20 protein-coding genes, 1 tRNA gene and 1 pseudogene are annotated in these 19,680 nt (G+C 63.4%); 7 read left to right on the top strand and 15 right to left on the bottom strand.

All coding sequences use genetic code 11. The features are described 5' to 3' along the window. Positions 1 to 48: 48 nt before the first annotated feature. Both EH240_RS15725 and EH240_RS15720 read left to right on the top strand, forming a co-directional pair. Positions 49 to 1,239 (top strand): polysaccharide biosynthesis/export family protein, encoded by a 1,191-nt coding sequence (locus tag EH240_RS15725; RefSeq protein WP_245436079.1) that lies wholly within the window; start codon positions 49 to 51, stop codon positions 1,237 to 1,239. 141 nt (positions 1,240 to 1,380) lie between these two features. Then, positions 1,381 to 2,475 carry an acyltransferase family protein gene (locus tag EH240_RS15720; protein WP_124999697.1) on the top strand — a complete coding sequence of 365 codons (1,095 nt, stop codon included), beginning with the start codon at positions 1,381 to 1,383 and terminating at the stop codon, positions 2,473 to 2,475. A 114-nt stretch (positions 2,476 to 2,589) separates the two neighbouring features. On the opposite strand, the gene EH240_RS15715 is transcribed toward EH240_RS15720, so the two are convergent. After that, on the bottom strand, positions 2,590 to 3,873 hold the full coding sequence (locus EH240_RS15715) for an O-antigen ligase family protein (RefSeq protein WP_124999695.1): 1,284 nt from the start codon (positions 3,871 to 3,873) through the stop codon (positions 2,590 to 2,592). A 309-nt stretch (positions 3,874 to 4,182) separates the two neighbouring features. Here EH240_RS15715 and EH240_RS15710 point away from each other — a divergent pair. Next, positions 4,183 to 4,296 (top strand): annotated as a pseudogene (locus EH240_RS15710) (helix-turn-helix transcriptional regulator); the annotation flags it as partial. 640 nt (positions 4,297 to 4,936) lie between these two features. Here EH240_RS15710 and EH240_RS15700 read toward each other — a convergent pair. From EH240_RS15700 to EH240_RS15655, 10 genes are all read right to left on the bottom strand, one after another. Further along, positions 4,937 to 5,515 carry a DUF1349 domain-containing protein gene (locus tag EH240_RS15700; RefSeq protein ID WP_124999693.1) on the bottom strand — a complete coding sequence of 193 codons (579 nt, stop codon included), beginning with the start codon at positions 5,513 to 5,515 and terminating at the stop codon, positions 4,937 to 4,939. Between the two features lie 6 nt (positions 5,516 to 5,521). Then, positions 5,522 to 6,961 carry an aldehyde dehydrogenase family protein gene (locus tag EH240_RS15695; RefSeq protein ID WP_124999691.1) on the bottom strand — a complete coding sequence of 480 codons (1,440 nt, stop codon included), beginning with the start codon at positions 6,959 to 6,961 and terminating at the stop codon, positions 5,522 to 5,524. 201 nt (positions 6,962 to 7,162) lie between these two features. Continuing rightward, positions 7,163 to 7,648 (bottom strand): hypothetical protein, encoded by a 486-nt coding sequence (locus tag EH240_RS15690; protein WP_124999689.1) that lies wholly within the window; start codon positions 7,646 to 7,648, stop codon positions 7,163 to 7,165. A 177-nt stretch (positions 7,649 to 7,825) separates the two neighbouring features. After that, positions 7,826 to 8,893, bottom strand: coding sequence for an ABC transporter ATP-binding protein (locus EH240_RS15685; RefSeq protein WP_124999687.1), 1,068 nt, complete (start codon positions 8,891 to 8,893; stop codon positions 7,826 to 7,828). A 3-nt stretch (positions 8,894 to 8,896) separates the two neighbouring features. Continuing rightward, a complete protein-coding gene (locus EH240_RS15680; protein ID WP_124999685.1) occupies positions 8,897 to 9,745 on the bottom strand; it encodes a carbohydrate ABC transporter permease in 849 nt (282 codons plus the stop codon). Then, positions 9,745 to 10,668 carry a carbohydrate ABC transporter permease gene (locus EH240_RS15675; RefSeq protein WP_124999683.1) on the bottom strand — a complete coding sequence of 308 codons (924 nt, stop codon included), beginning with the start codon at positions 10,666 to 10,668 and terminating at the stop codon, positions 9,745 to 9,747. The genes EH240_RS15680 and EH240_RS15675 overlap by 1 nt, the downstream gene beginning before the upstream one ends. Before the next feature lie 184 nt (positions 10,669 to 10,852). Then, complete coding sequence (locus tag EH240_RS15670) at positions 10,853 to 12,130, bottom strand: ABC transporter substrate-binding protein (protein ID WP_124999681.1); 1,278 nt, start codon at positions 12,128 to 12,130, stop codon at positions 10,853 to 10,855. A gap of 25 nt (positions 12,131 to 12,155) precedes the next feature. Then, a complete protein-coding gene (locus EH240_RS15665) occupies positions 12,156 to 13,358 on the bottom strand; it encodes a PLP-dependent transferase (RefSeq protein WP_124999679.1) in 1,203 nt (400 codons plus the stop codon). After that, the gene (locus tag EH240_RS15660; RefSeq protein ID WP_124999677.1) at positions 13,355 to 14,086 is read right to left on the bottom strand and encodes a FadR/GntR family transcriptional regulator; all 732 of its coding nucleotides are present in this window, start codon (positions 14,084 to 14,086) and stop codon (positions 13,355 to 13,357) included. Before EH240_RS15660 ends, EH240_RS15665 begins: the two co-directional genes overlap by 4 nt. 119 nt (positions 14,087 to 14,205) lie before the next feature. Further along, positions 14,206 to 14,913: a DJ-1/PfpI family protein gene (locus tag EH240_RS15655; RefSeq protein WP_124999675.1), complete on the bottom strand. Its 708-nt coding sequence runs from the start codon at positions 14,911 to 14,913 to the stop codon at positions 14,206 to 14,208. Between the two features lie 88 nt (positions 14,914 to 15,001). Between EH240_RS15655 and EH240_RS15650 the strand changes: the two genes are divergently transcribed. Next, on the top strand, positions 15,002 to 15,949 hold the full coding sequence (locus EH240_RS15650) for a GlxA family transcriptional regulator (RefSeq protein WP_124999673.1): 948 nt from the start codon (positions 15,002 to 15,004) through the stop codon (positions 15,947 to 15,949). A 46-nt stretch (positions 15,950 to 15,995) separates the two neighbouring features. Here the strand turns inward: EH240_RS15650 and EH240_RS15645 are convergent, their stop codons facing one another. Then, complete coding sequence (locus EH240_RS15645) at positions 15,996 to 16,676, bottom strand: DUF2161 domain-containing phosphodiesterase (RefSeq protein WP_124999671.1); 681 nt, start codon at positions 16,674 to 16,676, stop codon at positions 15,996 to 15,998. Positions 16,677 to 16,740: 64 nt separating this feature from the next. Then, a complete protein-coding gene (locus EH240_RS15640) occupies positions 16,741 to 17,076 on the bottom strand; it encodes a hypothetical protein (RefSeq protein WP_245436077.1) in 336 nt (111 codons plus the stop codon). 416 nt (positions 17,077 to 17,492) lie between these two features. Between EH240_RS15640 and EH240_RS15635 the strand changes: the two genes are divergently transcribed. The 3 genes from EH240_RS15635 (at position 17,493) to EH240_RS15625 (ending at position 18,758) form a co-directional block, all read left to right on the top strand. Then, a complete protein-coding gene (locus EH240_RS15635; RefSeq protein WP_124999669.1) occupies positions 17,493 to 18,194 on the top strand; it encodes a Crp/Fnr family transcriptional regulator in 702 nt (233 codons plus the stop codon). Positions 18,195 to 18,276: 82 nt separating this feature from the next. Continuing rightward, the gene (locus EH240_RS15630) at positions 18,277 to 18,522 is read left to right on the top strand and encodes a hypothetical protein (protein ID WP_124999667.1); all 246 of its coding nucleotides are present in this window, start codon (positions 18,277 to 18,279) and stop codon (positions 18,520 to 18,522) included. 8 nt (positions 18,523 to 18,530) lie between these two features. Continuing rightward, entirely contained in the window at positions 18,531 to 18,758 is a 228-nt protein-coding gene (locus tag EH240_RS15625) for a hypothetical protein (RefSeq protein ID WP_124999665.1), read from the top strand. Positions 18,759 to 18,884: 126 nt separating this feature from the next. Here the strand turns inward: EH240_RS15625 and EH240_RS15620 are convergent. Together EH240_RS15620 and EH240_RS15615 are read right to left on the bottom strand one after the other, a co-directional pair. Further along, positions 18,885 to 18,960, bottom strand: a tRNA-Ala gene (locus tag EH240_RS15620). Between the two features lie 177 nt (positions 18,961 to 19,137). After that, positions 19,138 to 19,530, bottom strand: coding sequence for a TIGR02300 family protein (locus EH240_RS15615; RefSeq protein ID WP_124999664.1), 393 nt, complete (start codon positions 19,528 to 19,530; stop codon positions 19,138 to 19,140). Positions 19,531 to 19,680 lie beyond the last annotated feature (150 nt).

Here is a 19,680-nt window from a genome sequence, read left to right as displayed (position 1 = left end):
AGTCTTCTTTCCATGGCGCCCAGCCGGCTCGCGGCTGCGGCGCTTGCGATGTCTCTCCTGACGCCGCAGATGGCGGCGGCCGAAGACTATCGTCTCGGCCCGCAGGACAAGCTCAACATCCGCGTCGCCGAATGGCAGACGGTCGACGGCACGTTCCGCGACTGGTCGGCGCTCAACGGCGACTATTCGGTCGGCCCCGCCGGCACGCTGTCGGTGCCGTTCGTCGGCGAGATGCAGGCGGCCGGCAAGACAACCTCGGAGATCGCGGCGGCGATCGGGCTCGCGCTGCAGCGCAAGCTGGCGCTGCCCGACAAGCCCGAAGCCTCGGTCGAAATGGCGCAATTCCGGCCATTCTACATTTCGGGCGAAGTGCAGAATCCAGGCCAGTTCCCCTACGTGCCGGACCTGACGGTGCTGAAGGCGGTGAGCATCGCCGGCGGCATCCGGCGCAGCGCCGATTACGGCCCTCAGCTCGGCAAGGACCTGGTCACCGCCAAGGGCAGTTTCGACATCTATGACGACCAGCGGCTGCGGCTGATCATCAAGCGCGCCCGCATCGACGCGGACCTTGCCGGCAAGACGAGCTTCGAGGTTCCGAAGGAGGTCGAGGGCGACCCGAGAACGCAGGCCATCGTTGCCGACGAAATGCAGATCCTCACGGCCGACCAGAAGGCGCTGAAGCTGAAGCTGGACGCGCTCGACGACCTGAAAGGGGTCCTGCAGGGCGAAGTCGAATCGCTGCAGAAGAAGATCGCCAACCAGCAGCAGCAGGTGGACTTGGCGCAGCAGCAGCTCACCAGCATCGGTCCGCTGGCGCAGAAGGGCCTGGTCGCCAATGCGCGGCTGCTCGATTCGAAACAGACGGTGGCCGACCTGCAGGGCAAGATCCTGGACTATGAGACGGCCATCCTCACGGCCAAGCAGTCGATCAGCAAGGCCGAGCAGGACGCCATCGATGCCCGCAACACGCTTAACTCCAATCTGGCCGCAAGCCGCCAGCAGACCGAAGCCGACCTCAACGAGGCGACGCTGAGGACAGCCATGCAGAAAGGGCTGATCGCCCAGGCGTCGGACCCCGCGACGATGGCTTCCATCACCGGCAGCGAGGAACCGACCCTGCTTTACTCGCTGCTGCGTGTTGCCGACGGCAAGACCAGCGAGGTCGAGGCCAAGGAAGACACGCCAGTGCTTCCCGGCGACGTGATCAAGGTCAAGCTGGCGCCGACGGCCAGCCAGTAGCGCCACCCGCTGGAGCGGTTCAATCGCCGAACCGCTCCAGCGCTTGTGGCGGCCCGCGCTATGGAGGCGGGAGGAACAAGTCAGGCTCGTTCGCGCCAAGGCGCGGGCGGGCGATCTGTTTGGACCGCTTGAAGGCACAGAATGCAGCCCGCCGCTCCGCGTCACGTTTACCTCAACCTCGACGCCATCCGCGGCGTGGCGGCGATAAGCGTCATGCTCTACCACTTCTCGCCGTTCCTGGCCGACGGCAAGGTGCTGCCGTCGAGCTATCTCGCGGTCGACCTGTTCTTCCTGCTCAGTGGCTTCGTCATCGCGCATGCCTATGATCGAAAGATCGAGAACGGCATGGGTTTCGGCACATTCGTGGCCATCCGCCTGATCCGGCTCTATCCGCTCTATCTCGCCGGCACGCTGCTCGGCTTCTTCTACCTGCTGGTCAAGAACAGGCTAATGCCGGCCGAATACATGCCGTTGTCCGAGATCGGCATGCAGCTGACGACCGGCATGTTCTTTATTCCGCTGATCGGCGAGGCCTACCATACGATCTTTCCGCTCAATCCCGCCTCGTGGTCGCTGTTCTTCGAGCTGATCGTCAACGTCGCCTATGTCGCCGTCTTTTTCCTGCTGTCGAGGCGGGTGCTGACGGCGCTGATCGCTGTCAGCCTCGTGCTGCTGGTCGTCGCCTCGGTTATCGTCGGCACGCTCGATTTCGGCATGACCGGAAAGACCATCATCAGCGGGCTGCCGCGCGTGTCGTTCTCCTTCTTCCTGGGCGTGCTCTTATGCCGGTCGATGGCGCGTTACCAGGACGGTCTCGGTTTCCTGCGGCGCGGCTGGTGGGTCGAGGCCGCGATCCTGCTCACGCTGATCGTCTTCGCCATCGCGCCTGCGGGTGCTGCCGGGCGCGTCGCCTATGACCTCGCCTGCGTGGCTGTCGTGTTCCCGATCATGGTTGTGACTGGCGCGGTGGCGCCGACCGCTCCGCGACTGGCGGGCTTCTATGGCTGGCTGGGGCGGGTCTCCTACCCGATCTACATCATCCACACGCCGATGCTGATGATCATCGCCGGAACCGGCAAGGCGGTGTCGGTCGACCCGTTCGCATATCATCCCTGGTTCGGCCTCCTGATGGCCGCCGCGGTCATCGTCATCGCCGACATCGCCACCCGCGTCTATGACGAGCCGGTGCGCCGGTTCCTGCAGCGGCAAATGCAGCGCGCGCGGGCCGTGGCCTAGACTGGTTTCTCGACACAACAGCTAGGCGTCGTCATCCTTGGGCGCAGCGACGCGAAACGGAGCGAAGACTGGGCGGAGCCGTTCCGCACCTCCGCAGTCGGACACCCCGGTCGGTCAGACCGGGGCCGGCATGTGGCCCCTCGCGGGCTTCTCATCCTCGACCGGGAGGACAACCCGCCGCCGCCGGGCGACCGGCTGCGGGCTCAGCTTGAACAGGCCGTAACAGACGATGAAGGAGGCCATGAAATAGGGGCCGAGGATCTCGACCTCGAAGAAGGAGCGGATCAGCATCAGCCCGACAGCGCCGGCGAGCACCACCGAATCGGCGTTCCAGGCTCCGAACACCACCTTCGATACATGACCGTAGAAGGCGCGCAGGATGACCAGCGCCAGCATGGCGACGCCGACGAAGCCGATCTCGACCAGGGTTTCGATATAGGTGTTGTGGAAGTGGAAGCCGGTGCGGGTCGTGATGTAGAATTCCGCCCACAGCCGCTCCGGATCGGCGAAGCCCTGCACCCAGTAGGCGGCATAGCCGTAGCCGAGCAGCGGATGCAATTGCGCCGCCTCCCAACCCTGCTCCCAGAGGTAGGTGCGGCCGGTCAGCGTCGAATCCTTGCCGAAGATGCCGAGCACGAAGTCCAGCAGGCCAAGGTTCAGCGCGGCCACCACCCCGGCCACCAGGGCGCCGCCGCCGACCACGAACAGCACACGGCGGTAGCGGCGCGACAGGACCCTGCTCATGGTGAGCAAGATGACGATGCCGAGCACCGCCGGCAGCGAGGCGACGGATGTCGCCGAATGGGCGATCGCCAGCATGTATGCCGACATCAGGATGATCGGCGCGGTCCAGAAGAAGCTCAGCCAGTTGCGCCGGTAGAACATCAGGAAGACGAGCGAGAAGAAGATGCCGAGCGATGAGAAGAAACCGACCTGGTTCTTCGAGGCGAAAGCGCCGACGAAATTGAAGGTGCCGTCGATAATGTCGAGCGCGTAAGCGTTGACTTTCAGTGAGTAGAGCAGGACGAAGAAGATGCCGATCAGCGAGCCCAGCACCAGCGTCCGGACGCTGATGGTGCGGGCCGCGATATAGGCACAGAGGATGTGCGAGGAATATTGCACCGCCGCACGCGCGCTGGTGCCGGCAGCCTGCGACCAGAAGACCGACAGGCAGACATAGCCCGCAAACAGTATCGGCAGCCAGGCGCTCGATAGCTTCCAGGTGAAGCGCCTATAGTCGACAAAGAGCAGCGGCAGCCAGACCGCGTAGTAGGCAAGGATCAGGATCTGGCCGAAACTGCTGGAATAGGCAAACGCAAAGACGGAAATGACCACGGCAAAGGCGCCATAGGCCTTGTTTGCCTCCGGATCGAGCAGAATGGATTTCGGAATCTTCATGCCGGATTTTTTGTCCGTTCAGCTTGGAGCGGTTCAGCGTCTGGTAAACGGCGCAAGCCAATGTTCGGCCTGGCCGGAACTCATTGTGCACCGCAGCATAACCTACCGCCCTATTGCCGGCGGCTCAACCGGAAATGTTGTCACGGGCTAAGGGCACCGGATGCTCTATCGCATGGCGAAAAGGCTGGAATAGGGCGGGAGCGCGGCTCGGGCTCAAGCCATCGTCGATCGAGCGACGGCCGCCTGGATCAGTCGGTCGGCGAGGATCGCGAGGAAGGCGATGGACAGGCCGGCAATCAGGCTCATGCCGGCATCACCGTCGATACGGTGAAGAACCATCGCCGCCGCATCTATGAAAAGCTCGACATCACCACCGAGCGCGAGCTATTCCTGCAGTTCTTCCGGCACAGCATGGACGCGTAACATTCGAATGTCATTTATGGGCTCCGCTGAGCCAGCCAGCTCTTGATATCGGCGGTGCGACGAAGATGCGATTTGTCAATCGATGCTTGGCTTGACGGCAGTGCCGCCGGCTAGGGAAGATGCAGGGGGATGTCACGGGGATCGCGGACAGCTTTCGCATGCAGGCTGGGGCACTGACGGACTATGCCGTGAGGCTGCTCGAGCGCGGCTTTATATGCGTGCCGCTTCGCGCCGGCGGCAAGCATCTCGACCTCGCGTCCATGGAGTACGACCCGCTGCATCTGCGGACGCTGCGCAAGGATCTCAAGGAACTCGCCTTCACGTCCATCGCTTTCCAACTGTCGCAGAAGCCGCCGGGCAGCGGCGACATCGCGCGGTGGTTTCGCGACTTCTCGGGAAACGTCGGCATATTGGGCGGCTATTCCAACCTGTTGATCCTGGATTTCGATGACGTCGCCGCTTATCGAGCCTGGCAGGTAGACCACGAGGAGATCGCAAGCCGCACGCCCCTGGCAAGATCGCCGAGTGGATTTCACGTCTATCTGAAAACACGGGAGCCGATGATTTCCTCCAGCCGCGTCGTCTTACGCTCTTCCCGCCGGTACGGGAAGGATAGTCGACTTTCCCATCCGTGCTTCGGTCAGTCGTGCAATTCCCTGGAAATCGGCGGACCGACCACAAAGTTGGAGAAGGTCACTTCGAACCCTTCGCGCTGCGGCGAGCAGCACATCATGCCGACATCGACGCTCCGCGAAATCGGGAAATAGGCCAGCCGCACCGGCTTCCAATGGCCATCCGTGGCATCGAGGTACTGAACCCGAATAGCCTCGGTGTGACGGGTCAGACGGATCCGGACGCCATTCGGATCCGCAGGAATGGCGACCAGCGACCAGTCGGAGGTGTCGTTGGTGACGACGACGGAAAAATAGGCGCGGCCGTCGGTGTATTCGATGCCGGCCTTGATCCAGTGCGTTTCGCTGAGGCGCAGCATCAGCCCGGCCTGGTCGTAAAGCACCTTGTATTCGCCCTTGACCGTGACCTCGGCGCTGAAGTCGCCCGCGACCGGGCGACAGAGGAAGTGGCCATTGTCGCGCCGGAAGCCATAGAACGTCTCACGCCAGAAATCGGTCTCCTTGCCGGTGCGGACATGGACCATGTCGTCGCCGAACACATGGTGCGGCGGCGGGTTGAGCCAGGTCATTCCGGCAAGGTCCGACATCTTCCGTTAGCCGGCAAACGTATAGGCCGTCTTCACGGTGGTGTAGAACTCCATGGCATAGCGGCCCTGCTCGCGCGGGCCGTAGCTCGAGCCCTTGCGACCACCGAACGGAACATGGAAGTCGACGCCCGCCGTTGGCAGGTTGACCATCACCATGCCGGCTTCGGAATTGCGCTTGAAATGCGTCGCGTGCTTCAGGCTCGTCGTGCAGATGCCGGAAGTCAGGCCGAACGGCGTGTCGTTGGCCACAGTCAGCGCCTCGTCGTAATCCTTGACGCGGATGACGTTGGCCACGGGGCCGAAAATCTCCTCGCGCGAAATGCGCATGGCGTTGGTGGAGCCGGTAAACAGCGCCGGCCTGAGATAGAAGCCGGGCGTCTCGCGTTCCAGCCGCTCGCCGCCATAGGCGAGCTCGGCGCCTTCCCGGCGGCCGATGGCGATATAGTCCTCGTCCTGCTTGAGCTGGGTCTGGTCTACGACCGGACCGATCTGCGTCTTGGCATCCAGCGCGTCACCGATGACGAGCTTGTCCAGGCGCTCCTTCATCGCATCGACGAAGCGGTCGTGGATGCCTTCGGTGACGATCAGGCGCGAGGACGCCGTGCAACGCTGGCCGGTCGAGAAATAGGCGCCGTTGATGGCGCAATCGACAGCCACGGCCAAGTCCGCATCGTCGAGCACGACGAGCGGGTTCTTGCCGCCCATCTCGAGCTGGAATTTGCGCATATGCTCCACGCTTGCCGCGGCGACGCGTTTTCCCGTGCCGACCGAACCGGTGAAGGAGATGGCATTGACGTCGGGGCTGTCGAGCATGGCCTGACCGACCACCGAGCCCTTGCCCATGACGAGGTTGAGCACGCCCTTGGGCAGGCCGGCGCGATGCAGGATGTCGACGATGGTCCAGGCGCTTTCGGGGACGAGCTCCGCCGGCTTGAAGACGATCGTGTTGCCGTAAGCGAGCGCGGGCGCGATCTTCCACGCGGGGATGGCGATCGGGAAATTCCATGGCGTGATGATGCCGACGACGCCGACGCCTTCGCGGGTCATCTCGACGCCGACGCCCGGCCGGACGCTCGGCACCAGCTCTCCCGAAAGACGCAGCGTCTCGCCGGCGAAGAAGTCGAAGAGCTGGGCCGCCCGGATGGTCTCGCCGACGCCTTCGGCCAGCGTCTTGCCTTCCTCGCGCGCCAGAGCATGGCCGATTTCATCTTTCCGCGCGGTGATCTCGTCGGAGGCCTTCTTCAGTACCGCATGGCGGGCCAGCGGCCCGGAGCGCGACCAGGCCGGGAAGGCCGCCTTGGCGGCGGCGATGGCCTGTTTCGCCTCCTGCGGCCCGGCCGAGGCATATTCGCCGACCACATCGTTGGTGTTCGACGGGTTGATGTTGCGCGAGCCGGCCTCGCCCAGCCACTCGCCGTCGATCAGGTTCTTGCGGAGCACGGTCATCTTCATTCCTTCGAGATTGGGCCTTCGAGATTGAGCCTTCGAGATTGGCAGCGCTGGCAAAGCGTGCCGGTCATTTGTCAGACAAATGATATATGCATTGTCCGCTGAAAGGTCTAGCCAAGAGCTTTCGATAAACCTAGGCGCGCCACAGCGAAAGTCCATCGAGCTCGCCCGCGACCACCTGTCACGATGTGGCGGGTCTCAGACGGAGAACGACCAGAACAGGCAGGCCAGCGTCACCGCGGCGAAGACGACGAAGAACAGGCTTCTGAGCAGGATGTTGCGACGAAGCTCGTTCATGGCGAGATGCGCCGCCACGATCGCCACCGCGAACAGGAAGCGCCAGTTGAGGAGCACCGAAAGCACACCGCTCTGGCCAAAGGCCCATCTGGCGAGAAGCGAGCCGACAATGGTCGAGAACAGCACGATCGTCGCCCAGAAGATCGCGTCGGCGGCATGCGTGAGCACGACGCCGGCGGCGCGGATCGGCAGGATCATCATCAACAGCGCGCTGAAGAAATAGACGGCGGCGATCGCGAGGAACGAACCCGCGTCGGCAATGCCGTCGAGACGCTTCACGCCGAAGGCGCCTTGGGGGTAGCCGTGCCTGGCGACCGCGAGCGACAGCGCCATCAGCAAGGCGCTCAAAACCGTGACCAATGCGAATGTGCCGAGGGCCTTGCTCATGCCGTTCCCTGTCGAGACGAATCAACGAGGGTGATTTTAGCCTACGGCCAGCAGCCCCGCACCGACCCCGAACTAATGCATGTCGCGCAAAAGTGTGCAGCGGCTTTGCGAAAACGACATGCATAAAAAACAAAGACCTAAAGCGCGTCGCGCTGAAACCGATTCAGGCGACGCGCCTTAGCCGATACGGTCGCCCGTGTCCGGATCGAACAGATGCAGCGCCGCGGGCTCGGCCGACAGCCGGACCGTGTCGCCTGGCCTGATACTGCTGCGGCCCATGACGAAGACGCAGATCTGCTGATTGGCCAGCCTGACATAGAACTGCGTCGACAGGCCGAGCGGCTCGACGACCTCGACCTCGGCCTTCAGCGCGCCATCGTCGGCGAGCCTGATATGCTCGGGCCGCAGCCCGACGGTGAGCGCATCGCCGTCCGTCCAAGGCAGGCCGTCCGGCAGTCTCAGCTTCTGGCCGTCGGCCAGCACGGCGTCGACCTTGCCGCCTTTGGCGACCTTGGCCGGCAGAAAATTCATGCCGGGCGAGCCGATGAAGCCGGCGACGAAGATGTTGGCCGGCCGGTCGTAGACTTCGAGCGGATGGCCGACCTGTTGCACATAGCCGTCATGCATGACGACGATGCGGTCGGCCATGGTCATGGCTTCGACCTGGTCGTGCGTGACATAGACCGATGTGGTCTTGAGCTGCTGGTGCAGCGCCTTGATCTCGGCGCGCATATGGACGCGCAGCTTGGCGTCGAGGTTGGACAGCGGTTCGTCGAACAGGAAGACCTTCGGGTCGCGCACGATGGCGCGGCCCATGGCGACGCGCTGACGCTGGCCGCCGGAGAGCTGGCGCGGCAGCCGGCCGAGGAAGCTTTCCAGACCAAGCCGCTTCGCGGCAGCGCCCACCCTGCCGTCGATCGTCGTCTTCTCGGCCTTCTTCAGCAGCAGGCTGAAGCCCATGTTGGAGGAGACGTCCATATGCGGGTAGAGCGCGTAGGACTGGAACACCATGGCGATGTCGCGGTCCTTGGGCGCGACGTCGTTGACAAGCCGCTCGCCTATGCGGATCTCGCCGCCGGTGACCTCCTCCAGCCCGGCGATCATGCGCAGAAGGGTGGACTTGCCGCAGCCCGACGGGCCGACCAGCACGACGAACTCGCCATCGGCGATCTCGAGGTCGACGCCGTGCAGGATGCGCAGCGCGCCGTAGTCCTTCTCGACATGTTGCAGCGTGACGGAAGCCATCGATTACCCTTTGACCGCGCCGGCGGTGAGGCCGGTGACGAGATAGCGTTGCAGGAAAGCGAAGAAGATGCAGACCGGGATCAGCGCCAGGATGGACGCCGCCATCATCTGCCCCCAGTCGACGGCGAACTTGCCGATGAAGGTGAGCAGGCCGACGGCGAAGGTCTTCTGCGCGTCGCTGGAAATCAGCATCAGCGCGAACAGCAATTCGCTCCAGGCTGCGGTGAAGACGAAGCCCAGCGTCGCGCCCATGCCGGGCAAGGTGAGCGGCACGATGACCCTGCGCATCGCCTGAGCGCGCGTGCAGCCGTCGATCATCGCCGCTTCCTCCAGGTCCCTCGGGATGCCGTCGAAGAAGGACTGCATCAGGAAGGTGGCGAAGGCGGTGTTGAAGGCAGTGTAGATGATGATCAGCCCGGTCAGGCTGTTGGTCAGGCCCAGATCGCCCATGATGCGATAGATCGGCGGGATGACCATGACCAGCGGGAAGGTCTGGGTCAGAAGCAACAGGATGGCTAAAGTCGCCTTGCCGCGGAAGGTGAAGCGCGACATGGCGTAGCCAGCGAGCGTGGCGATGACCGTCACCAGCGCCGCAGTCGAAACCGAGACGATGACGCTGTTCAGGAAATAGCGCGGGAAGTCTGAGGCCTCCAGCACGGTGACGAAGTTCTGAAATGTCGTCTGCGACGGCCAGAAGGTGATGCCTTCCGAATAGAGCAGACGCTCCGGCGTCACCGAGATCTTCAGCGTCCAGAAGATCGGAAACAGCGCGAAGACAACAAAGATGCCGACCGCCAGGTAAAGCCCGATGCCGCCGGCGATGCGCGAAGTGGTGGAGCGACCGGCTATCATCAGACGTGCCTCACAAGCGTGCGGCGGATGGCGATCAGAGCCACTGCATAGGCAATGAGCAGCACAAGCAGCAGCACGGCGACGGCCGAGGCGTAACCTTTGTCCAGCGACTTGAAAGCGCTGACATAGATGTAGACCGGCACCGTGCTGGTCGCGCCCGCCGGCCCGCCCTCGGTCATGACGAAGATCAGGTCGGCGAAGGTGGCGATCCAGATGGTTCGCAGCATGACGGTGATGACGATTGTCGGCGCAAGAAAAGGCAACGTGACCTTGGTGAAGCGCTGCCAGGGTGAGGCGCCGTCGATCGCCGCCGCCTCATGCAATTCCGACGGAATCGACTTCAGCGCGGCCAGCAGCGTGATGGCGAAGAAAGGAATGCCGAACCAGATGTTGGCGACGATCGGCCCCCACATTGCGGTGGCCGGATCGGACAGCACATTGGTGGGCTCCGCCTTCAGCCCAAGCGCGAAGAGCCAATGCGGCAACGGACCGATGATCGGATTGAACAGCCAGGCCCAGGTAAGGCCGGATAAGAAGGACGGCACCGCCCAGGGCAGGAACACCACCGCCTGCACAACCTTGCGGCCATAGAACGGCTTGTCGAGCAGCAGCGCCAGGCCAAGCCCGAGGAAGAACTGGAAGAACAGGCTGGCGACCGTCCACCATAGCGTGTTGATGAGCGCCTGGCCGAGCACGGCGTCGGAGAGCATCGCCTGGTACTGGCCAAGCCCGACATATTCCGACTTGAAGGCCGAGAACTTGCGGAAGGAATAGCTGATGCCGATGATCAGCGGTACCAGCAGCACCACGACCAGCAGGACGATAGCCGGCGAAAGATAGAGCCATGGCTCGATCGCAGCCTTTGTCAGCCGCTTCTTTCGCGGCCGGCCGGCGGATCGGATTTCGGACACTGCGTAGGTCATACGGGTGCTCACGGTGGAAGATGGGTGCCGGCGTGGCAGCAGCGTCCTTCTCCCCGTTCACGGGGGGAAGATGCCGGCAGGCAGATGAGGGGCGGGGCGAACTTGCGAAAGCATGGCGCTGCCCCTCATCCGGTCCTTCGGACCACCTTCTCCCCGTTCAACGGGGAGAAGGAAAAACCTGCGTCTACTTCTTGTTCTTGGCCAACCAGGCCTGCTGCTCTTTGGTCAGGAACGCGGCCCATTCGTCGGCCACCTGCTTGGCGGGCTTCTGGCCGAGCAGCACTTCCTGGAAGTTCTTGATCGCCACCTGGTCGACGAAGTTGCCGAGATTCTCCAGATGGGTCGGCGGCGTCACCATTTCATATTTGGAGGTGTCGCTGAGCTCGGTGAACCAGCCCTTGAACTGCTCGGTCTTGAAATGGGCGTCCTGATCGGCGCCGTTGTGGATCGGGACGACGCCGACCTCCTTGGCCCATTCCAGATTGTCCTTCGGCGACAGCAGCGTCGCCATCAGCTTCCAGGCTTCGTCTTTGTGCTGCGAATTGGCGAACATCGCCCAGCCGGCATAGCCGAGCGTCGGATAGGATTTGCCGCTCGGGCCGACCGGCAACGGCGCGACCGCGAAGTCGTCGGCGCTCATCTTGTCGGCGATGCCGAGCAGCGCGTCCGGATCCTGGTTGAGCATGGCGCAGGTGCCGGAATAGAAACCGGTCACCGTCTCGTTGAAGCCCCAGCTGACGGCATCCTTCGGCGCCAGGCCGTTCTTGTACATGTCGGCCAGCATCTGCAGCCCCTTGACCGAGCCCTCATCGTTGATGGTCGAGGTGCCGTCCTCGGTGAAGTAGCCGCCCTTGCCGTCGGCGATGTTCATGAACATGTGCATGCCGTTGAAGGCGCCCGGGCCGCCGCGCAGGCAGTAGCCGTATTTGCCGGGGATGGCCGAGATCTTCTTGGAGAACTCGACGAACTCGTCGAGGGTTGCCGGCGGACGGTCGAGGCCCGCTTCCTTGAACAGCTTCTTGTTCCAGAACAGCGCGTTCACATAGTAGCCATAGGGGATCATGAACTGAGTGTTGTTGACGGTCGAGCCGAACTGCTTGGCGCGGTCGCCGAGCGTCTTGGCGTCGTCCCACTTGGCCATGTAGGGGCCGAGATCCTCGAGCTGTCCGTTGTTGGCATAGAGGCCCATCCAGCGTTCCGGCATCTCGACGACATCGGGCGTGTCGCCGGCCTGGACCATGGTGAGGAATTTCTCGAAAGCCTGGCCCCAGGGCAGCGAGACGAGCTCGACCTTGATGCCGGGATTGGCGGCTTCGAACTCGGCGATCTGCTTCTTCAGGAATTCGGTGCGGGGCGGGCTGGTGATGACCTCGACCATCTTGACGGTGGTGTCGGCCAGCGCGGCTCCGGCGGAGATCGCCAGGCCGGCGACGGCGGCGAGCATGACTGTCAGTCTTTTCATGTTCAGGACTCCCATTTTTAACGCGTTATTTTTTTGCCTTGTCGAAGGCCTGGGCGATGTCAGCCCAGAGATCCTCGACATTTTCCAATCCGACATTGAAGCGGATGGTTCGGGGGCTGACGCCGAAGCGCGCCATCGAATTCAGACCCGGCGTCTGCTCGAGCGAGGCCTTTGCCGGCACGACCAGGCTTTCATGGCCGCCCCAGCTGACGCCGATGCGGAAGAGCTTCAGCGCATCGACGAAAGCTGGGATGTCGACATCCTCGGCAACTTCGAAGGAGAACAGCCCGGCATAGCCGGCTAGCGTTTTCTTGCCGGGATGATTGGAATAGGCGGGGTGGTTGACCCGCTCGACTTGGCCATGCGCCTTCAGCCGTTCGGCAAGGGTGAGCCCGCTCTTCATGTGATGCGGCAGCCTGAGCGGTAAGGTTCGCAGGCCACGCAAGAGCAGCCAGCCCTCGAACGGCGACAGCTTGCCGCCGAGCGAGGAATAGGTCTGCTCGTTGATGTGCCTGATGTGCGCGGCCGAGCCCGCCACGACGCCGGCGACCGTGTCGCTGTGGCCGCCGAGATATTTTGAGGCCGAATGCAGCACCAGATCGACGCCGTGCGCGATCGGCTTCTGGAAGACAGGCGTGGCCCAGGAATTGTCGATGGTGGTGACGATCCCCTGCTCCTTCGCCAGCCGCGTCAGACGCTCAATGTCCTGCAGCTCGAACATCATCGAGGTCGGGCTTTCGAGGTAGAGCAGCTTGGCGCCGGGAAGCGCTGCGGCAACTGCGTCAGGATCGGAGCCATCGACATAGTCGACCTTGATGTTGAGGCGCGGAAACAGCCGCTCGAACAGACGGTAGGCGTCGCCATAGCAGTTGCGCACAGCAACGATGCGCTCGCCCGCGCCGACGAAGGCGAGCACGGTTGCGCTGATCGCCGCCATGCCGCTGGAGAAACCGCGCGCGGCCTCGGCGCCTTCCAGCGCTGCGACGCGCGCCTCGAACTCCATCACCGTCGGATTGTCGCCGCGCGAATAGATCGGCTGCCGACGACGGCCGGCGAAGGTGTCGGCCATGTCGGCGTAATTGTCGAAGGTGAACAGCGAGGTCTGGTAGATCGGCGGCACCACCGCGCCGCCGGGGAACGGATCGTCATGCGCGAGAAGCGTCGCCGCCTCGCCGAGATAGTCGCTGGCCAGGGGAGCCGGGTCGAAGGCGGCGGGGTGCTCGTTCATTTGCGGTCCAAAAGCTTGAGGTTGGCGGCGCCGCGCTTCAGATCGTCCTCGACGGTCGCGATGAGCTTCAGCGCCTCGGCGCGGGCCCCCAGCGGATCGTGCGCGGCGATGCAATTGAAGATGCTGCGGTGATAGGGAAAGCTGGCGTGGCCGAAGTCTCGCACGCCGAGCGGATGCTCCCAGAAGCGGTGGAACAGCTCGTGCATGGCGCTGATGATCTGCTCGAACAGCGGATTGCCAGAGGCGCGGTAGACCGACTGGTGGAATTCCCAGTCCTCCTCCGACGACATGCCGGCGCGGGTGCGGAAGGCCTCTTCCATGATGTCGAGCTTGCGCTCGATCTCGGCGATCTCGGCCTTGCCGGCGCGGACAGCGCAAAGCGCGGCGGCCTCGGCCTCGAGCGCGCGGCGGATCTCCAGCGTGCGCATCAGGCCGGCGAAGTCGTTGCCGCCCGCAAGCGTCAGCGGCATGTGCAGCATGTCGGGCGAGACCGCCGCCTTGAGATAAGTGCCGCTGCCCTGGCGCCGTTCGACGAGGCCCAGCCCCTCCCAGCGCGTCAGCGCCTCGCGCACCGTGTTGCGGCTGACCTTGAGCCGTTCGGCCAGAATGCGCTCTGTCGGCAGTCTTTCACCGGGGCCTAGCGACTCCTGCCTGACGAAGCCAGCCAACGCCTTCAGCACCGCGTCATCGCGGGCCGTGGTCTGAATGGGCGGGAGGCTGTCTGTCACGCCAGCGGGGCCTAAAGTGGTTCAATGGTCCAACCAATTTCTGCACAGACCGAATGGGAGAGTCAACAACCGAAATCGAGACAGAACCGAACGGAGATGCGCCGTTCGGCCCGATCGGCTCAGTCGCGGATGCGCGCCGGCGTGGTGGCCGAGCCGGCGCCGCGCCAGCGGGCAAACATTTCCTCGCGGGCCCGCCGCGAAGCCGCAAGGCGTTCTTTCGCCTGCGCCAGCACGGCCGGCGCAGCTTCAGCCGGCGTGCCTGACCGGAAGGGAGGAGCTGGAGCATATTCGAGCGAAAGCTGCACCGTTTCGGCCTCTGCCTGTCCGAGAAGCCTGGCGACCAACGCCAGGCCGAAATCGATCCCCGACGTGACGCCGCCGGCGGTGATCAGATTGCCGTCCTCCACAATTCGCGCATCGACAGGAACCGCGCCGAACTCGACAAGGAAATCATGCGCGTACCAATGCGTCGTCGCCCGCTTGCCCTTGAGCAGTCCGGCGGCGCCGAGCACCAGGGCACCGCTGCACACCGAGGTGACGTAGCGCGCCTGCGCCGCGCGCTGCCGCACGAAGTCGAGGACCTCCTGGTCCTCCAACAGCGCGTTGACGCCTCCCCCGCCTGGAACGCACAGCACATCAAGAGGCGGGCAATCCTCGAAGGTCACCGTCGGGCTGAGGGACAGTCGCGTCGACGAGACCACCGGACTGCGATCCTTCCAGATCAATTCCACCTCGGCGCCCTTTGCCGATGCCAGGACTTCGTAAGGACCGGTGAGGTCGAGTTGTTGGACATTGGGGAACACGAGGATGCCGAAACGAAGGGTCATGGAAATCTCCGCAGGTTGACTGCCGACACTCTAAGGCATCATGCTTTGGCGCGATTGCCAATCATCCCTCGTTTCAGGCCAAATCAAAATGCGCCGCATCGAAATCCTTGCCTATCCCGACGTCCAGCTCCTTGACGTAAGCGGGCCACTCCAGGTTTTCGCCAGCGCCAACGACTTCATGCTGCAGGCCGGCGAGCCGGCAGCGTATGAGGTAGTGGTCGTCGCCGCTTCCACGCGGATCAGGACGTCGGCAGGTCTCGTGCTGGAGACCGCGGCGCTCTCGCCGCTCGAAGCCGAGATCGACACGCTGATCGTGCCAGGTGGAAGGGGTGTCAACGCTGCCTGCGAGCAAGCGGAGCTGGTCGATTGGGTGGTCGGCCGCTCGCGCGGCGCCAGGCGAACGGCTTCAGTCTGCAGCGGCGCCTTCCTGCTGGCGACGACCGGCCTGCTCGACGGCCGTCGCGCGGTCACCCATTGGGGACGCTGCGCGGAATTCGCCCGGCGCTTTCCGGCAGTCCGGCTCGAGCCTGACCCGATCTTCATTCGCGACGGCAATGTGTGGACGTCCGCAGGCGTGACAGCGGGCATCGATCTGGCGCTTTCCTTCGTCGAGGCCGATCTCGGCCGGCGCATGGCGCTCGCGGTGGCCCGCCAGCTCGTCGTCTTCCTGAAACGTCCCGGCGGCCAGGCGCAGTTCAGCCAGACCCTCAAGCTGCAGGATGGTGACGAGCGCTTCGACAAGCTGCATGGCTGGATGCTGGACAATCTGGGCGGCGACCTTTCGCTGACGAGATTGGCCGAACGCGCCAATATGAGCCCACGCAGCTTTTCGCGGCACTATCGGGACGCAACCGGCCGCACACCCGCCCGCGCGGTCGAAGAGATACGGATCGAGGCGGCGCGACGGATGCTGGAGCAGGGACTGGCCGTCAACCAGGCGGCCCGCCGCTGCGGCTTCGGCTCGGAAGAGACGATGCGACGCGGCTTCCTGCGCGCCCTCGGCACGAACCCGCGCGACTATCGCGAGCGTTTCTGACGCGCGGGACAGTTGAATTCACAAAGCGCCAGACCTGACCGGCCACCTACAAGGAGCGAGGCGACGAGCCCTCGACCGCCCCATGTGACTGCAAGGCGGCCTGCCCGATTTCGGTCAGCGCGTAGATGCCGCGCTCGGCCCTGGCGAACCAGCCATAATAGTTGTGCAGCAGGATGCTGGCCGCGCGCGGCGAAAGGGTTTTGAGGTCGCGCGGCCGCTTCGGGCCGTCGGCCATGGCGGCGGCGCAGGCGATCGCTTCCTGCCGGTAGGCGGTCATGATCGGCTTTCGCCGCGTGCTGCCGCCGATGGACGGATCGCCCTTGCGCCGGTGATGCTCCTCGACCAGGCGCGAGCGCCGCCTCGGATCGCGCCGCGGCGGCACTGCGGCCGGGTTGAGCAGCAGCTCGACCTTGCCCTTTCCGTCAACCGCCAGCAGGCCGAAGCCGAGACGGCGGCAGAGCGCGCGAAAACGGCGGTCGTGCTCGCGGCCTTTGCCGCGCGCCGACATGCGCGCCGCAAGCCAGACCTCGTCGCAGGCCGCCGCGCGGTCGACGCCCTGCAGGACGAGCTCGAGATTGAACTGCAGCTTCAGCTCGCAGATGACGACCACGGGCGGCTCGCCTTCGCGCAGCCCAACGATGTCGCAACCGCCGACCTCGCCCTTGACGGTGAAATCCAGGCTCTCGAGGAACTGCTTCACCGGAGCATAGAGGGACGTTTCCTGCATGGGTGAGGCATAGCCGATTCGAGCCCGGCCGGCACGGCAGATGCGGCGGCGAGATCGCCCACCGCTATTGCCTGGTGAACGCTCCCGTGTAGGTCTGGCCGGCAAGCGCGTAGGTGGCGGACAATGTTCCGTCGGGCTGCATCGCAAAGGTGGCGTCGGCGCCATTCGGAAGGCGCCCGAGCTTCAATGTGTTCCCGACAATCCTGCCGGCGCCGTCGGCCACTCCCGGCTTGTTGTCGGCCACATCGCCCCATGCATAGCTGACCGTCACCTGCCCGCCCGAAGAAACGGTCAGCACCGCCAGCTTGCCTTCATACTGACCATCCAGCCGTCCGGCCCATATGCCTGAAAACGCGGCATATTTTGCCGGAACGCCCTTGCCGGGCGGAGTGACCGCCACGGTTTGATCCAACACCGCCGAATCCGGGGAAGCAGGAGCCGTGACAGAAGCCGGAGCAGGTTGGGGCGGCGGAGACGGCGGCGTTTCAGGCGCCGACTGGCAGGCAACGAGTGCGAATGCCACGCAGCCGAGCGTGAGAGAAAGACTGTATGGCGGAGCCAATCGGAGACTACCCTCTGTTCAAAAAATATAACAAAACCAAATAGATCGCTTGCATGCCGGGCGAGACAATGTACCCGGTTTATCTACCATTTTTGTACCCGGTTGCAAAGTTTGAGTTTCCTCGTGAGCACAATAGGCCGGCAGGACTTTTGCCAATCGTGCATTTGAGGCCTATGCTGCTCACATCGGTCGCCAGCGTTGCGGATGCAGCCGACAGTAAGAGGTACGTGCTCTTGCCCGTCAGGGAGAGCCCCGTGCCCCAATCCCTTCTTCGTAACCATGTATTGAAAGCCCTCTGCCCTGAGGATTTCGCGCTGCTGCAGCCGTCAATGCATCATGTCGAGCTTGACATCAAAGCCCGACTGGAAGTCGCGTATCAGCCGATCGAGCATGTGTATTTTCCGGAGGCGGGTATCGCTTCGGTGGTCGCCACCATGACCGGCGGGCGGCAAAGCGAGGTCGGCATCGTCGGCTTTGACGGCATGACAGGGGTTGCCGTCATCCTCGGCCAAGACAGCTCTCCCAATGAAACCTATATCCAAGTTGCCGGCAATGGCTGGTGCCTGCCGGTTGAAAATCTTCGCCCTGTGATCGCGGCAAGCCAGTCGCTTCGCGCATCACTGCTTCGTTATGCCCACGCGTTCCTTGTCCAGTCGTCCCGGACGGCATTGGTCAACGGTCATTCGAAGATCGAGGAACGGCTGGCCCGCTGGCTGTTGATGGTCGACGACCGAGTCGACGGCAAAAAGATTTATCTGACGCATCAATTTCTGGCGACCATGCTTGGCTCCCGGCGTCCCGGGGTTACGACTGCCCTCCAAATGCTTGAATATCGGGGGCTGGTGCACGCCAAGCGCGGCGAGATCACGATTGTCGACCGCGCCGGAATGGTAAAGCTCACACATGGTGCTTACGGCGGGGAGGAGCAACGTCTCTTCGGAATAGCCGGCGGCTGAATGTCTGTTATCGGACATAAGCTTGAAGCCCGCCGCATGTTGGCCGTAAATCGTGTTGGTTTTGGGTTCAGGAGGAACCTCGATGACCAACACTTTTCACACGGTCACGGTTGAAAGCGCGACCGAAGCCTATGTCCTCTCCCGAGGCAAAGCTCGCTTCCTCTCCATCGCACAGGCAATCCGCGCCATCCGAACGCTTATGCCGGCCTGCATGCTTACCGACCACGAGTTGGAGGAGATGCTGGCGGAGGCATGCATCGCTCATGGCGTGCCTGTCGCTTTCGACCTGACAACGGCGGGCGTCTCGGAAACGCGGCTCCATTCGTAGGCCTGGGCGTGGCGGCCCTCGCGGAGATGCCCACTATATCGGACGTTCGGCAAGCGATCGTCCGCTACCTGATCGACGATGCCGACAAACCTTGCGTTTCGATATCCGAGATGATCGGCGCCATGAGGGGGATCTTTGCCCTGTGCGAGCTCACAGATTGGCAACTCAGCGATCTTATCGCTCGAATCGCTATCGACGCGGGATTTGCAATTGAGTTCGACGCGGGGCGTCCCTGAGCGCAGGCGCTCCACCGTGCCAACGGCGTTCTTACAGCCATCTCCTCACCGCATTGATGCAAGGCGTCCCGGCGCATAGTCGCCCGGACACGTATCCGCAATCGGTAGGATGGTCTAGAGAGTGACTGGTGGAGCCAATCGGAATCGAACCGACGACCTCTTGAATGCCATTCAAGCGCTCTCCCAACTGAGCTATGGCCCCACTCCCGGCAGTCGGCCGGCGCCGTTTCCGGCGAAGAGATCCGGCGCGATTGGGAACCGCGCCGTCGTTTAGTGCTGGCGGCTTCTAGCGCCGCCTTCGGTCAAGATCAAGCCTTGAAAAGCCGCTTTTTCGTCACAGGCCAAAATGGCCGGCAAACGACCGCGCGAAGGCTAAAGGTCAGACCTCGTCCTCGTCGTCGCCGACGCCGATCATGTCGGCGACGTCGTCGTCCTCTTCCTCCTCGTCGGCAAGGAACGTGTCGTCGTCATCGTCGCCGAGATCGACATCCTCGTCTTCACCGAGATCGGGAAGATCGTCGCCACCGCCCTTGGTCTCCTCGTCCGCATCCTCGAGCGAGACGATCACGGCGCCTTCTTCTTCCTCGGCGTCGATTTCCTTTTCGGCGACTTCCTCATCCTCCTCGATGGCGGAAATCTTGCCTTCATCGAAATAGGAGCGCGGATAGCTCTTGCCGGTGTAGGGCGAGACAATCGGGTCCTTGTTCAGGTCGTAGAATTTCCGACCCGTTTCGGGGTCGATACGCTTCGTGCCAAGTTCAGGTTTTGCCACAGCAAGCCTCGTCAAAAAAAGAAGGGTCCCCTTAACCGCAGTTTACGGCGCTGTCAAAGCCAAAAGCCGGCAACGCAAAAGCTTGCATCCGAAGGCCTCGCGCGAGGGGATGACCATTGCCGCGCGCCGTGATACGAGACCGCCGCAACA

Source organism: Mesorhizobium tamadayense (assembly GCF_003863365.1).
GTDB lineage: Bacteria > Pseudomonadota > Alphaproteobacteria > Rhizobiales > Rhizobiaceae > Mesorhizobium > Mesorhizobium tamadayense.
The sequence above is the reverse complement of the archived record's forward strand: the minus strand, read 5'-3'. Positions and strand labels throughout refer to the sequence as shown.

Coding starts and splice junctions, on each gene's coding strand:
- EH240_RS15725 (WP_245436079.1), top strand. CDS start 49: ATGTCTCTCCTGACGCCGCAGATGGCGGCGGCCGAAGACTATCGTCTC.
- EH240_RS15720 (WP_124999697.1), top strand. CDS start 1,381: ATGCAGCCCGCCGCTCCGCGTCACGTTTACCTCAACCTCGACGCCATC.
- EH240_RS15715 (WP_124999695.1), bottom strand. CDS start 3,873: ATGAAGATTCCGAAATCCATTCTGCTCGATCCGGAGGCAAACAAGGCC.
- EH240_RS15700 (WP_124999693.1), bottom strand. CDS start 5,515: ATGTCGGACCTTGCCGGAATGACCTGGCTCAACCCGCCGCCGCACCAT.
- EH240_RS15695 (WP_124999691.1), bottom strand. CDS start 6,961: ATGACCGTGCTCCGCAAGAACCTGATCGACGGCGAGTGGCTGGGCGAG.
- EH240_RS15690 (WP_124999689.1), bottom strand. CDS start 7,648: ATGAGCAAGGCCCTCGGCACATTCGCATTGGTCACGGTTTTGAGCGCC.
- EH240_RS15685 (WP_124999687.1), bottom strand. CDS start 8,893: ATGGCTTCCGTCACGCTGCAACATGTCGAGAAGGACTACGGCGCGCTG.
- EH240_RS15680 (WP_124999685.1), bottom strand. CDS start 9,745: ATGATAGCCGGTCGCTCCACCACTTCGCGCATCGCCGGCGGCATCGGG.
- EH240_RS15675 (WP_124999683.1), bottom strand. CDS start 10,668: ATGACCTACGCAGTGTCCGAAATCCGATCCGCCGGCCGGCCGCGAAAG.
- EH240_RS15670 (WP_124999681.1), bottom strand. CDS start 12,130: ATGAAAAGACTGACAGTCATGCTCGCCGCCGTCGCCGGCCTGGCGATC.
- EH240_RS15665 (WP_124999679.1), bottom strand. CDS start 13,358: ATGAACGAGCACCCCGCCGCCTTCGACCCGGCTCCCCTGGCCAGCGAC.
- EH240_RS15655 (WP_124999675.1), bottom strand. CDS start 14,913: ATGACCCTTCGTTTCGGCATCCTCGTGTTCCCCAATGTCCAACAACTC.
- EH240_RS15650 (WP_124999673.1), top strand. CDS start 15,002: ATGCGCCGCATCGAAATCCTTGCCTATCCCGACGTCCAGCTCCTTGAC.
- EH240_RS15645 (WP_124999671.1), bottom strand. CDS start 16,676: ATGCAGGAAACGTCCCTCTATGCTCCGGTGAAGCAGTTCCTCGAGAGC.
- EH240_RS15630 (WP_124999667.1), top strand. CDS start 18,277: ATGACCAACACTTTTCACACGGTCACGGTTGAAAGCGCGACCGAAGCC.